The 14,227-nt window shown below is 39.2% G+C and carries 14 protein-coding genes; 1 reads left to right on the top strand and 13 read right to left on the bottom strand.

Annotated features, from left to right (window positions below; translation table 11 throughout):
- Positions 1-181: 181 nt before the first annotated feature.
- A complete protein-coding gene (locus BANA01_RS27980; protein ID WP_063255571.1) occupies positions 182-1,057 on the bottom strand; it encodes a nucleotidyltransferase-like protein in 876 nt (291 codons plus the stop codon).
- A gap of 148 nt (positions 1,058-1,205) precedes the next feature.
- Between BANA01_RS27980 and BANA01_RS27975 the strand changes: the two genes are divergently transcribed.
- A complete protein-coding gene (locus tag BANA01_RS27975) occupies positions 1,206-1,571 on the top strand; it encodes a YgzB family protein (protein WP_063255570.1) in 366 nt (121 codons plus the stop codon).
- 16 nt (positions 1,572-1,587) lie between these two features.
- Here the strand turns inward: BANA01_RS27975 and perR are convergent, their stop codons facing one another.
- The 12 genes from perR to BANA01_RS27915 all read right to left on the bottom strand — a co-directional run bounded on the left by perR (position 1,588) and on the right by BANA01_RS27915 (position 14,080).
- Complete coding sequence (gene perR / locus BANA01_RS27970) at positions 1,588-2,025, bottom strand: peroxide-responsive transcriptional repressor PerR (RefSeq protein WP_063255569.1); 438 nt, start codon at positions 2,023-2,025, stop codon at positions 1,588-1,590.
- Between the two features lie 105 nt (positions 2,026-2,130).
- Entirely contained in the window at positions 2,131-2,685 is a 555-nt protein-coding gene (locus BANA01_RS27965; protein ID WP_063255568.1) for a cob(I)yrinic acid a,c-diamide adenosyltransferase, read from the bottom strand.
- Positions 2,686-2,954: 269 nt separating this feature from the next.
- Positions 2,955-3,917: an MBL fold metallo-hydrolase gene (locus tag BANA01_RS27960; RefSeq protein WP_063255567.1), complete on the bottom strand. Its 963-nt coding sequence runs from the start codon at positions 3,915-3,917 to the stop codon at positions 2,955-2,957.
- A 29-nt stretch (positions 3,918-3,946) separates the two neighbouring features.
- Positions 3,947-5,200, bottom strand: coding sequence for an MFS transporter (locus tag BANA01_RS27955; protein ID WP_063255566.1), 1,254 nt, complete (start codon positions 5,198-5,200; stop codon positions 3,947-3,949).
- Positions 5,201-5,649: 449 nt separating this feature from the next.
- Entirely contained in the window at positions 5,650-6,573 is a 924-nt protein-coding gene (locus BANA01_RS27950; RefSeq protein ID WP_063255565.1) for an alpha/beta hydrolase, read from the bottom strand.
- Between the two features lie 106 nt (positions 6,574-6,679).
- Positions 6,680-7,780: an FAD-dependent oxidoreductase gene (locus BANA01_RS27945; RefSeq protein ID WP_063255564.1), complete on the bottom strand. Its 1,101-nt coding sequence runs from the start codon at positions 7,778-7,780 to the stop codon at positions 6,680-6,682.
- Between the two features lie 13 nt (positions 7,781-7,793).
- Positions 7,794-9,128, bottom strand: a complete 1,335-nt coding sequence (locus BANA01_RS27940) for an MFS transporter (protein WP_063255563.1) — start codon at positions 9,126-9,128, stop codon at positions 7,794-7,796.
- A gap of 53 nt (positions 9,129-9,181) precedes the next feature.
- Positions 9,182-9,955 (bottom strand): GntR family transcriptional regulator, encoded by a 774-nt coding sequence (locus BANA01_RS27935; RefSeq protein WP_063255562.1) that lies wholly within the window; start codon positions 9,953-9,955, stop codon positions 9,182-9,184.
- Positions 9,955-10,638: a 3-oxoacid CoA-transferase subunit B gene (locus BANA01_RS27930; RefSeq protein WP_063255561.1), complete on the bottom strand. Its 684-nt coding sequence runs from the start codon at positions 10,636-10,638 to the stop codon at positions 9,955-9,957. The genes BANA01_RS27935 and BANA01_RS27930 overlap by 1 nt, the downstream gene beginning before the upstream one ends.
- Positions 10,631-11,326: a 3-oxoacid CoA-transferase subunit A gene (locus BANA01_RS27925; RefSeq protein WP_063255560.1), complete on the bottom strand. Its 696-nt coding sequence runs from the start codon at positions 11,324-11,326 to the stop codon at positions 10,631-10,633. The genes BANA01_RS27930 and BANA01_RS27925 overlap by 8 nt, the downstream gene beginning before the upstream one ends.
- The gene (locus BANA01_RS27920) at positions 11,307-12,296 is read right to left on the bottom strand and encodes an MBL fold metallo-hydrolase (protein WP_063255559.1); all 990 of its coding nucleotides are present in this window, start codon (positions 12,294-12,296) and stop codon (positions 11,307-11,309) included. The genes BANA01_RS27925 and BANA01_RS27920 overlap by 20 nt, the downstream gene beginning before the upstream one ends.
- Positions 12,297-12,379: 83 nt before the next feature.
- A complete protein-coding gene (locus tag BANA01_RS27915) occupies positions 12,380-14,080 on the bottom strand; it encodes a CocE/NonD family hydrolase (protein WP_063255558.1) in 1,701 nt (566 codons plus the stop codon).
- Between the last annotated feature and the right edge of the window lie 147 nt (positions 14,081-14,227).

Genomic DNA, 14,227 nt, shown 5'->3' with positions numbered 1-14,227 from the left:
GAGCAATTTATTACTTTCGCTCGTAAGCGACCTTTATAATATAACACAAGTCATTTTATAGTGTCAATATTATTTTTTAAAAAGAAAACCGTCACCTGCAATAACATTAATTCATTCGTTCGCAGCGACGGTTATTAATATATCAAGTAACTCCAAAAAGGTCAATAGGTTTTATTGTTTTTTACAATAATTTTTTACTAACCTGGTAACATCGATGAAAAATACCATGTCCTTTTGTTTCTAGGTTAACAACATCAACTAGTCCTTTATCAATTAAATACTCAATAAGTACGGCCAGATCAACAGAATAAGGGATCAATTCTTTCTCATTCTGAATCTCATTGAAGGACCAGTATTCTTTGGTACTTAGAACTTCTAGAAGATGAGCACATCCCACTTTCGTACGAGAATGAATTAGAAACTCGCTAGCTAAAAATAATAATTCCAGTCTCTTTTCAATGGGCTCTTCACTGTTTACAAGCTCTTCATATAATTTTACTATTTCAGGTTCAATTTGCTTAACCTGCTGCCAAACCGTTAATTCCGGGTGTAGTCCATTTTCAATTACTGCTAGTCGTGCTAAGTGGTGGAGTGAATGAACAACATAATTATAGGCGTCAAGGTATTGTTTATTTTCAAAGAGGCCCTTTCCATCTACATACCTTCTAATTAACTTCGCAAACTCTAATCCCATTTTAATTTTACGTCCATTGAAAGGAAATTCGCGCAGCTCTGTTTTCAGATTTTCTATATATTCATTACGGTCAAATATAATTTTCGCGGTATGAAGCCATTCAAATATTTTTCGATTCGTACCTAATAGAAGCCAATCTTTTAATTGACTCTCCGTAATAATATGCATCGCTGCTTTGCTGTCATTATAAGTATAATGCTTTATTAATAACGGCTGTTCTCCCTCTTTTACAATGATTAAAAGAATTACATCAAAGGTGTCCGTAGAATAACTTGATTTATGTCTCTTTTCTATCATCAATACCCCAAGTGTATTGGATTGACTAGCCCGTTCCTGATAAATGGGCCGAAGAATGTCTTTCATTCATCATTCCTCCATTTTTCTCGATAACTATATGTTCGACAGTAATAAAGAATTTCCTTCTAATATAGAAGACAAATTTCGACATTCTTTAACATAACATTTTTTCAGGAGAAGTAAATATGTTATAGTTTGTCTAGGAGGGAGAAATATGGCTAAATATTCAAGTAAAATAAATAAAATACGCAGCTTTGCACTATCCTTAATATTTATTGGCTTTATTGTTATGTACGGTGGAATATACTTTCGCAACTCTCCACTTATTATGACCATCTTTATGCTTTTTGGACTATTATTTATTATTGCAAGCACCGTCGTTTACTTCTGGATCGGGATGTTATCAACGAAAACGATTCAAGTAAAATGTCCAAGCTGTGGAAAACACACGAAAATGCTTGGGAAAGTGGATATGTGTATGTATTGTCGTGAACCTTTGACCCTTGATCCGAATCTGGAAGGCAAAGAGTTTGATGAATCCTATAATAAAAAGTCAAAAAATAAAAAGCCGATAGCTTAATCGGCTTTTTTCAATATTAATGCACTTCTTTACTGGTACACTCAGGACAAGTCCCGTAAACTTCCATACGATGATTATTCACTTTAAATCCGGTAACATGTGAAGCAAGTTGTTCCACTTCATTTAATCCTGGGTAATGGAAATCAACGATTTTTCCACAGCTCTCACAAATCACATGGTAATGATGTGATGTTACAAAATCAAACCTTGCTGAAGCGTCACCATATGTCAATTCTTTTACTAAACCTACCTCACGAAATACTCGTAAATTATTGTAAACTGTCGCCACACTCATATTAGGGAATTTTCCTTCAAGGGCTTTATAGATATCATCTGCTGTAGGATGTGACATCGAGTTTATTAAATATTCAAGTATCGCATGACGTTGTGGAGTTATACGTACTCCAGTTTCTTTTAAAGTTTCCAATGCTTCTTTTAACTGATTCATCGCCATGCACCTCTATTCCAAAAATATTCTTAAATTATAATTGTTATAATTAGTTTACTAAGTAATTATTACTTTTGTCAATATTGTTATATCATTATTAGGCAATTGTTATTATTTTTCTTGGTGCAGGGTCTGCTCTTTTATCCCTAGAGTATGATTAACATAACGAGCCGTAACAAATAATAGGTCTGATAGTCGGTTTAAGTAAGCCAATACAAGAGAATTAACATCTTCCCCCAACGAAACTGCACATCTCTCCGCTCTTCTGGCTGTTGTACGAGCAACATGGAATGCTGCACCAGCGGAATGTCCTCCAGGAAGGATAAAATTAGTGAGTTCTGGAAGGGATTCATTTAATTCGTCAATTTGCTTTTCCATTTCTTCAATATCACTGGCATTGAGAGACCACTTTACTTCCTTCCCCTTAGGGGTTGCCAGCTCCGCTCCAACATGAAATAGATTTGTTTGTATTTTATGATACATATTCTCTATTAATTCTTTCTTTTGAAAAGATTCATCTCTTAAAAAACTTATCGCTAGTCCTATCATTGAATTCGTTTCATCACAGGTCCCATATGCCTCAACACGTAAATCATTTTTCACGACCCTTTGACCATATATTAATGATGTAGTCCCTTTGTCACCCGTTTTTGTATAAATCTTCATATTTTTCCCCCATCCGTGTTTTGTGATATGTATCCCATTTGTTTACTCCCATCATAACATTTAAAAGACAGCCAATAAATTATGAAATAAAGGGGTTACAATCAATCCATAAAAAAAAAGGGTCGATTACCGACCCAACAAGTTTTATCTGAGGAGGTATGCCCTAATAAAATGATATTCAAATTGCTTTCTTTTGCATTGGACAAATGCCTTTTCTATAGAAAATAGGCTGGATTTAAGTTTAAAAAAAACCATATATTCTTTTTGATTTATGGATTAATCGCAAGCCCATCCACAGCAGCAATAATTTCTCCTTTATAGCCTGCAGCTGAAAATACTTTTGATATACTAGGTATGTCTACCTTACCTAGACCAATATGGGTTAAGACAACTTTTTTCGCTTTAGCATCTGCTGCCATTTTGGCAAGGTCTTCTAGTGTAGCATGCGATTGCTTTAAACCATTGTTTAGACTTTCCCGCGCCTGTTCTGGGACGAAGGAAAAATCACTTGCTAACATTCCATCTATCACTAGAATATCAGCATTCTTTGCAAACTTTGCAAATTCCTCAGAATAGGTTAAATCACCTGATACCACTACACTTTGTCCCTTTGCATCAAATCGATAGGCATAGGTTGGAACAGTATGTGGGACAGGAATAGATGAAATTTTCACGCCATCGAGCTCGAACTTATATTTATCCTCTGTAAAATCTTGAATACTTACATTTGTAAAAATTCCATCCTTTGGCCAGCCTAAACTAGAACGATACTCTAAATCCGACTTAAAGAAATTAACTGTCGTATTATATAGTTCTTGGACTTGAGGTCCGACTAGATTTAGGGAACGTCTTCCTGTAGGTCCCTGCCAGCCATCAATGAAAAAGTTCCAAAAGCCTCCATTATGGTCAACATGCTGATGTGTAAACAACATATTTGTAATTTTTTCTGCAGGCAGACCAATCTTTAATAGTGTACTCGTTGTATTTTCTCCGCTGTCGACTAAGAAAAATTTATCTTTATATTGTACTAATGTACTTGGAGCCCCACGGCCAACCTCCGTTTTTGGATTGCCTGAACCAACAATCACAACTTGAAAACCAGCAGGTACTTCATCAAATGTGGAGTTGCCATTTTTATTTTGTGACGGCTTTTTATCAGCTGACTCTTTCGTACCACATCCACTAATTACCATAACTATTAACAAAACTAAGAGTAAAAGTTTTCGCGACATTTATCCTGCTCTCCTTCTATACATTAATACTATACTTGGAAACTAGTTTTAACATCTTGATTTGGAGTTAACTGAACCTTAGATGGTGCTGTTTCCTTATATAAAAATGCTAATATGAATGCAAGGGCACCAGCCGCAGCAGCAACGTATAATGGTGTTTGAATCCCATAAATGTCTGCTAAAGCACCATTCACCATTGGATTTAAAAAGCCTCCGATTAACTCACCAATCCCAATTGTTAGACCAATAGCAAGACCTGAGTACTGTAATGGAACAGACTCAACTGGAATAACAGACATCGACATTCCGATTACTCCTGAACCAGCAGAGCCGATAAATAATAGAAGCATCATTAATGGAATCGAATCCACGAAAACGATTGATAGTGGAATGAGAATTAACAAAAACCCTGAAACCAATGCAGCAGGTTTACGGCCAGTGCGTTCAGATAATGTCGGGATTAAGAAACCAAAGATTGCATACCCCACTCCAAATGAAGCCATTACGAAACTCATGGTTGTTTCAGATAAACCTTTAGCTTGTACTAAATAGGTGGGTCCAAAAATTTGGAACGCCATAAGTGTTGTCATTACCAAACTGAAAATAACAACTGATAACCAGATATTACGGTGCTTAAGAACATCTCTCACTTTAACTTTTTCAGTCGATTTAACTGTATGCATAGCGTGAAATTTCACTGGATCGGGATTTTTGACGGATTTGAGAATGACAAAGCTTAAAATAATTCCTGGAATAATTGTTAAATAGAATGCAGTATGCCAATCAAAATTTGTTGCTAATGCGACGATAACTACAGGCGCTAAAATGCTGCCGAATAAAGCGTTACTTGTGTTCATGGTGAAACCTAAGTTAAATCCTTTACGGTGCTGAGACGATTCCATTGCTAAAATCGATTGTGTTTGTGGAATCAGTGGACCTTCTACGATCCCCATTAATAAACGCAGTACGAATAACATAGCAAAGGATTGTGCTAAACCGTGCATTAATGACACAACAGAGAATGCAAATACCAAAATTGCTAACATAGTTTTCTTACTCTTAACTTTATCTGATATGAACCCGCCTAATGGACCAGAAACTGACCAGGTTAAGGCAAGAGCTGCCCCCAGTAATCCCAATTGCGTATAGTTTAGCCCTAAATCTACAGAAATCATTGGGAATAAGTAGTTAATGGCTAAACGGTCAAAGAATACAAAACCGATTGTGAAGAAGACGATTACGACTAACTTATTTTCATACGTCCAAAACTTTTTATTTTTCATTAAATTAAACACCCTTCCTTAAAATCACGTATTATTAGCGTTTTAAAATAAATCATAAAATACGTAGATACCGAGTTGATTGATAAAAAATGACAATCATCTGGATTTCGAGGATTAATGTGACCGTACTAAAATAAAAAGTGTACAGTATTGGTCCGTATTAATATCCAAGAAATAGGAATACAAATTGTGGTGTACTAAGAAGTAAAATTTAGAAGATTGTGAATATTTTTAACAGTCTTGAGAAATTAACTATGATATTAAGCGTTCTACATATAGAGTGCCAATGCCCACCCCCTTTAGGCTAAATCGTCAGCACTAGTATTAATGACCTACATATGAAACGGAAGTGACCAACTGCAGTTCCTATGGCTACTGCCAGATGATCACTTCCCTAGAAATCTATTTACCTACTGCCAGACGACATGAATTGACTTTAAGAATTTTTACTAAGACTTTAAAAAATCTGCTGTACGTATATAAACGTCTTTATACTCATCAAGATGCGTAAATTTGCCTAAGAAGCCATGTGTCGCACCTTCATATCTTTTTAGCTCAGCATGTACACCGCAGTTTTTTAAATTCTCCACAAATAGTTCCCCTTCATCACGAAATGGGTCATATTCTGCTGTGATGACAAGAGCTTTGGGAAGGTTTTCTAAATTCTCTTCTCGAATCGGTGAAACAAGCGGATTATCGGTATCCACATTCCCTAATAAATAAAAGGAGTTAATTTCTGCAAGTTGATCGCTCTCAACGAAATACCCCTTTCCATTTTCTACTATAGATGGGTAACGAAATTCACTAAAATCAAGGTCTAGGGATGGGTAAAATAGTACTTGCTTTGTAATCGTAAATTCCCTTTTATCACGAGCCATTAGAGAAACCGCTGCAACTAAGTTTCCGCCAGAACTATCCCCAGCAACGGCAAGGTTTTTTCCATCCCATTTTAATTCGTCTTTATGATCTGCTGCCCATTTTGTAACATTATAGGAATCTACTAATGCAGCAGGAAATGGATGCTCAGGAGCGAGACGGTAACCTACAGAAATAACTTTATAGCCTGATTCCTTACAAATCGGTCGAACCACTTCATCATGACTTTCTAAAGTACCCGACATAAATGCGCCACCATGGAAATACAAGAGAATTGGATAAGACTCTGCTTCGTTTGGCGTATAAATTCTTACTGGTACATCTGCTTCATCAGTCGGAACGATTCTCTCCTCGACAGAATAAACTTGCACTCGTTGTTCTACCGGTAAAACAGGTGAATCGAACATTTTTCTATGTTCTTCTGGAATGATTTTTGGCTTAGAATCGGATTTTGGAATAATATCTAATATTTTTTTTATTTCTGGATGTACTGGCATTTTCGAAACCTCCGTCTTTCAATCCGTCGCATATTTTATCAAATGCACAACGGAATATTCCCACTCTATCTAATTTTCTGATATCTATTTGTGCTATTAAATTGCATTATTTATTTTCAAAGAATTCTTTTTCTGGGAAAAATGTATCTTCTTTGTCGTTATGGAACTGTCGAGATAAATTTTGGAATAAATGGCAAACTGGTTTTCTTTGAGTTTCATACTTTTGTAAAGCTTCCGCAACAGTTTCAGCGTCAAGTAAACATTCAGCCAATACCCCTGCATCTTGAATCGCCATATTTGCACCTTGACCTTGGTTATGAAGCATTGAGTGTGCGGCATCCCCCAGCAGAGTGATGCATTCATTGCTCCACTGTTGGACTGGGTCGATGTCATATAGTGCACGAACATCCCAATGATTAATTTCTTCGGCAATCTTCTGGAAGTTAGGATGGAAGTTCTTTAATTGATTAAGCATGTCTTCTTTCGGCACGTTTGGTCTGCCAGTTCGGTCATGGTGTGGTACGGTAATATCGACGGAAACCTGTTTTCGATATTGTAACGGCAGAAGATATAAATTGACTTTATCATTTGCAACAATTCGAAGTGTGTCACCAGTAGCTAACCCATATGTTTCATCCTCATTAACAAGCGCACGATAAGCATGATAGTTGTGGAATACTGGCTCAGCTTGACTGAAAAATAGATTTCGCGTTAGGGACCGAATACCATCTGCACCAATGACCAAATCGGCTTCCACTTTAACACCGTTTTCAAACTCGATTTCTGCATAGTTTCCATGGCGAACAATATTTTTACATTTGTGATTCAAATGGATGTACTCAGATGGTATGGCATTAATAAGCGTGTCCAGACAGTCTGCGCGATGAATTAATCTCGCCCATTTTTCATTCGGGTCATCTGTTAATGCCGGCCATTGCTCCTTAAGTAATACTTCCGCTTGTTCTGAAAGGATTTCTATTTGGACACTTTTATGTGTTACTCTCTCAATTTCCTCCTTAAGCCCCCATTTCTCGAAATACTGGATGGATGGCGGACGCAAACCGATACCTGCCCCTACCTCTTTTATAGCTGCTGCCTGCTCATAGACGTCGACATTAAATCCTGCATGACGTAAAGCTACTGCAGCTGACGCACCGCCAATACCCGCACCTAGAATAGCAATTCTTAATTCTGACTTTAATTTCATAAACATTTCCCTCCTATGCAATATCTTTTTCTTTTATATTTTTGTTAGCAGTTATTTTCAACGGCACAAATGAAAATGCTAGAGCAGCTATAATACCCGGAATGGCAAACGAGAGAAAATTCATTTGCGCTGATAGATTAAGAGAAACTAGAACACCTCCAAAGGTTGGTCCTATAATTCCTCCTATTCTTCCAATTCCCGAAGCAAACCCTATAGCTGTTGAACGCATTAATGGAGGGTAGTATTGTGATACAAAGGAGTAGGAAATGTTTTGAGCCCCCATCGTACATGCACCCGTTATAAATACCAATAGATACAAAATCGCCATATTATTTTTAAAACCAAGGAGCGTTAAGGAAACAGCAGACATGATAAACATTGGAACAAGCACTTTTTTAACTCCAAATTTATCTGCAAGACCCCCAAGGATTAACGTTCCAATAATAGCGCCTATATTTAAAACAATCATAAAGCTTAGGCTAGAACCAAGCGGGTAGCCGGCACTAAACATCAAATTAGGAAGCCAAGTACTTACCCCATTAATCATGAGTAAGCACATGAAAAAGGCAATCCAGATCATAACCGTACCAAGAGCGCGCTTATTTTTGAATAATGCAAGAACCGGAGAACTAGGATCCTCTTTATCTGTACTTAATACAAACTCAGCATCTGGAGGCAAGGTTATCCTGTCATTAACCTTTGAAAGGACGAAACGAAGTTCATTTATTCGACCCTTCATCAACAAAATTGCGGGAGAATCATGGAAATACTTAATCATAAATGGAATGAGCAAAAGTGGAATCGCTGCTACCCAGTAAACACTTTTCCAGCCCATAAGAGGAATAAAGTAAATTCCTATAAGACCTGCTAAAATTCCACCGACTGAAAAGGCACACATGACAATTGATACCATCGTGTTATGCATGTGTTTCGGTGCGTAATCTGTCAGTAATGCAATCACATTTGGCAAAACCCCGCCAATCCCTACTCCTGCAATAAATCGGAAGATAGAAAACGGTGTTGGACCGGGCGCAAATGCACATAAAAACGTGAATATACTAAATAAGACAACGCATAAAATAAGAATATTTTTTCTGCCAAATTTGTCAGCCAACACACCAAAGAATATGGCTCCTAACATCATTCCGAAAAATCCGTAGCTGCCAATGGCTCCTGCTTGAACAGGGGATATGGACCATTCCTTCATTAGAATAGGGATTACTGATCCATATATAACTAGATCGAACATATCAAAAACAATAATTAAGCAGCAGCAAATTAATAATCCAATATGAAAGCGGTTAAATTTTCCTTCATTTACAACGTCGGAAATGTTTATTTTTGACATCCTATTATCCCCCCTGTCGTATATCGTAGATACACACTCATCTATGGCCTATCTTAGCGATTAACTGTGAAAGAAAACTTATAGTCATCAGCTCTATGAACAGCTCTTCTCCAGCCTATGAGTCTATCATTTCGTGTGTATAACTTTGTTTCTATTACGAGAACAGAGTCCCCGCATTTGATACCCAAAAGCTCTCCCTCCATGCTGGAAGCATTTGTGGCACAGATTTGGTGGTCACCACGTGAAACGAAAATGCCTTGTTCACTCTCTAGAAGCATAAAGATACTATCCACCTTCTCAACCTCTTGTTTACTCAATTGGATATCCTCCGAAACTAACAAATAGGTTTGTGTCCATACTAGCGGCTTCACTTTGAGAGAGATTAAACGTGATATTCGGAAAAGCTTATCACTAGGTTTCAGCCCCAGAATCGTGCACAGTTTCTCTGTAGATAACAAACGGTCCATACTTAATATTTTCGAAGAGCAATCTAAACCTTGATCACGAAGGAATCGAACGAGTCCTCCTAACTCTAACCCAGGTGGTCTTACTGGTAGTTCTTGAACAGGAAAAGTGCCCTTCGCCCGCTCTCGATAAACATAACCTTCATCAGCCAGCTCCTTCAGCTCCTTCAGCTCCTTCAGCGCCTGGCGAACAGGCGCCCGGCTAACGTGGAAGCGCTGAACAAGTTCATACTCTGTACTAATGGGGCGACCAGTTTCACCGACAGCAGCCTGTATCTCCTTCATCAATATTTCCTTGATTTGTTTATATAGCGGCACCGATGAACTGCGATCAATGGTTGGTTTTATCGCATGCTTTACCATTATTTTGCAGTATCTCCTTGAGCAAGTCCGGTGGCATGAATCTTAAGCTTTGCTGCCGTACGCTCCTGCAGGTATTCAAATGTAACTCCAGGTGCGAGCTCATGGACAACAAGACCTTCATCTGTAACATAAATTACCGCAAGATCTGTATAGATACGATCTACACAGCGCGGTGCAGTCAATGGGTACGTACATTCCTCTACAATTTTCGGCTTTCCCTTACTGGTGTGCTGCATACAAAGGAAAATACGTTTTGCGCCAACTGTTAAATCCATCGCGCCTCCAACCCGTCCAAGAGGATCGTTCGGAACCTTCCAACTGGCAAGATCACCTTCCGTCGATACTTGAAATGCACCCAGTACTGCTGCATCAAGATGGCCGCCACGAATCATGGCAAAGGAGTCTGATTGCGAAAAGAAACACCCACCCGGTTTTAATGTGATTGGTTCCTTGCCTGCATTAACCAGGTCCATATCCTCCTGACCTGGTTCTGGTTTCGGCCCTAGGCCAAGCAGACCGTTCTCACTATGAAGAATAATTTCCCTTCCTTCCGGTATAACATCAGCCACAAGTGTAGGAATACCAATACCAAGATTCACGAACCATCCATCTTCTAAGTCCTGTGCTACTCGCGTAGCTAACTCAATCTTTGACCATCCAACCTTTTGTTGATCTTTAACCATTTATTAACACCCTCCCTTCACGCACGGGCTCCAATTTTACTAAACGATGCACGTAGACACTTGGAGTAGCAATGTTCTCTGGGTCTAATTCTCCGACTTCAACGATTTCATCTACCTCAGCAATGGTAATTTTCGCAGCCGTCGCCATTACAGGGTTAAAATTACGCTGTGTCTTATTGTAGACAAGATTTCCCCAACGATCTGCTCGATGCCCTTTGATAAAAGCGTAGTCACCAATAATAGCCTGTTCTAAGACGTGCAAACGACCATTGTACATACGTGTTTCCTTATCTTCTCCAAGTTCAGTGTGTGCTGCCGTTGGTGTGAAAAATGCTGGTATCCCTGCGCCGCCTGCTCTGATTCGCTCTGCTAAAGTTCCTTGTGGGGATATTTCTAACTCGATCGTGCCATTCTGAAGACGTGCAATTAAATCGTCAGCATGTGGACCAACAGGGAATGAGCAGATAATTTTCTTTACTTGGTTGTTACTGATTAATGCGGCAACACCATCACTAACAGCTCCAATATTATTGGAAACAACTGTAAGGTTCTTCGCTCCTTGATCAACGAGAGCCGCAATTAAATGTGATGGCAATCCGCTTCCCCCGAATCCTCCAACAAGCAGCGTTGCCCCATCCTGTATATCAGCAACTGCCTTTGCAGTTGTTTCAAACCTTTTCTGAATCATTTCGATTTTCCTCCTCTCGTTTAATCTCCGTACCAATTAGTTCTTCTTGGTAACCATTCATCGTGACAAAGAATGCGCAAGGTAAATGCCTTGGATCACCTGTATAGCCGATCTCATCTGCAATCGATCCAAATGGTCCATAGAGTTCATGCTGCTCAGCATGTCGTCCATTGATTAGATGTCGTTTTACTAAATCTTTTAATTTAGTGTCCATATCAAGACTTGCTTTTAACACCTCTGCAACTTTCTTACATTCGACTTGTGCATTTTGCAAATGACCATCTTTATTGCGGAATGGATGACCTAAGAATAATCGCTTAGGACGAACTTCTTCTAATAAACGTTTTATACTTTTACGATAAAGACGTGAGTTTTCTATTGTTGGCATACCGCTTAACCCGCCATACATTTGTACTGCATCTGCCGCAAAAGCCCAATCAAACCCTTCCAAGACAAAGGTCACAGAGCCAATTGAATGTCCTGGAGTTTCAATCACACTTAACGTGATATCACCTCCAAGGTGGATGGAGTCTCCGTCCACTACCTCCAAATCCGGTTCGATTATGCCGCCAATATCTGTTGTTAGCATTGAAATATGCTTTTCTTGTATAGCTGAATCAGTAATGTATTTTCCTTGTAGTGACTTGTAATCAACGATTTGTTCATTCTTATCACGCAAGAGTCGTGCTTCCTTTTTTGGAATAACGACTTTTGCATTCCGTCCTGTTTTCTCCCAAACTGCATAAGCTCCGCCAAGATGATCCACATGACCATGGGTTAGTAAGATCCAGCGAATGTCTTCTATGCGGATACCATGTTGTGCCAAGGTTGGCTCTATGTCTTGACTTGCCGAAATACTAACACCGGTATCGATAATGGCTGGTTCTGGCGCGTCAACATAATAGGCAAATGCCGCAATGGGCCCAAATTTACATTCAATGGGTATCACACGTACGGGATTTGTTATCATTTTGTTCACCCCTTTTCGGTATTGCTGAGGCCAACAGCACCTCGTAAGGTACTGTTGATGTCCCTTTTTCAGTAAGCCGTCATTTATGATTGATTAGTAACATCGAATTGTTTTGGTATAACAGGTAAAACTAAACGTGATGGGTGATCAGCGTCTCGATAGATTTTGTGGGTTGTTGCACGACCACTTGGTAAGTGATAGCTATCTGGCGGTAATAATTTTGCCTCTTCTCCATCAAGTGGTTCGTTACATGCAAGGTCTAATTCAATACGATGTCCAGCTTTAATTAAGAAGGAGAATGGGTATAAGCGAATACCATACTCGTTAATTTCACCAGGTGTGACTGGTACCACACGGTTATGCGGGTGCCAAGGCTCACCGTAGGTTGATTTTTCTTCATTTAATTCACGATGTGAGGCTTTTAGATACCCTGATGTCATTAAAGTACGTTTGCCGCTTGGGTCTACATCATATAGTTTGGCAATGAAGTTAGTATCATCTGTATCGATCTCAGCAAAAATATACAAAGCACCTGTTCCTGTCATTTCTACAGGCTCAAGGAATTTATCACTTGTCCATTTAATCTTTTCAGATGTTGTTGTAACGGTTAATGGTGCTTGGTAGAAGCCGTCTGGATGTGCATATTGTGATGTTAATGGCTCTCTTTTCTCACTAATTTTGTGGCGAGGACGCAGATAAAACGCTTTCTTTTCTTCATAAGGCAATGGCCAGTGATTTTCCTTGCGCCACTTGTAAGAACCTTCTACAGAAAACTGAACGGTTGGTTCATCCATAATGCCATTATCAATGCCCTTTAACCAGTAATCATACCAGCGGAACATTTCGTCATGATTCTCATGGAATGGACGCTCTAACATCGGCGGGAGTGCTTGTATATCAAGCTTTTTAATGCCTGATACTTTGTGGAAGCATTCGATTGTGCCTTCCACGTTCCAACCGCGGCCCCATTTTGCTTGGAAGTAGGTTGGGATCTCAACTTTATGTGCAACTTCGATTGCACTATCTTTTTGCCAGAATGGGCCGTCAAGTGGATTTAATAAGTAATCCATCCATAGTTCGTGGCGGTCTGGGTAATGTAGTAGGTGAACAAAATCGGACCAATGTGCAATATCCGGGTCATTTAATCGTTCTTGTGTTTTATCTTTAATCTCTTCTGGGGTGAAAACTTTCGATGTTTTACTTGCTACGTTATTGAATGCGTTACCGCTATCACCGCCGCGTCCTTCACGAGAAGCACGAGGCATTAGCCACATAATACCGCCATGATAGCAAAGTTCATAAAGATCGAAATGACCTCCGTTTGCAAAGATTGCTTTTAAGTGTGGCGGCTGTTCCGCTGCACCCAAAATTTGAACCGAAGCAAAGTATGAAATCCCAATCATCCCGATATTCCCATCGCACCAATCTTGCTCTGCCATCCATTCAACAAGGTCATAGATATCTTTTCCGTCGCCATGACCACCTGAATTGTAGTTACCGCACATTTCACCTTCAGAGTGACCTGTACCACGTACGTCTGCAATAATATGTGCATAGCCATGTTCGATCACTGCACGAATATCGCCTGCCTCGATTGCACCATTCCAAAGATGACTTGGGCGTGCTTGTGGAGGTAATGTTAACGCTTGTGCTTGCAGTTCCTTGCCATAAGGGCTAAGTGCAAGTAATGCTGGTACTTTTTCTACTCCATCTGGAAGGTAGATATCAGCAGCGATATGGACGCAATCACGCATTGGAATGCGTACATCCTTCATGATTCTCATTTTATCCGCTCCTCTTTTTTGTTCTTCTAAGTAACTTTTGATGTGACCGTTCTATTGAGGACAAATCTATTGGTCATTCTACGAGTTTTGTCTTTAACACACCTTATTAAGGACAAATCTATCGGTCATTCTACGAGTTTTGTCTTT

The organism is Neobacillus niacini NBRC 15566 (genome assembly GCF_001591505.1).
In the GTDB taxonomy this organism is placed as follows: Bacteria; Bacillota; Bacilli; order Bacillales; family Cytobacillaceae; genus Neobacillus; species Neobacillus niacini.
Note: the sequence above shows the minus strand (reverse complement) of the source record. Positions and strands in the feature narration are given on the sequence as shown.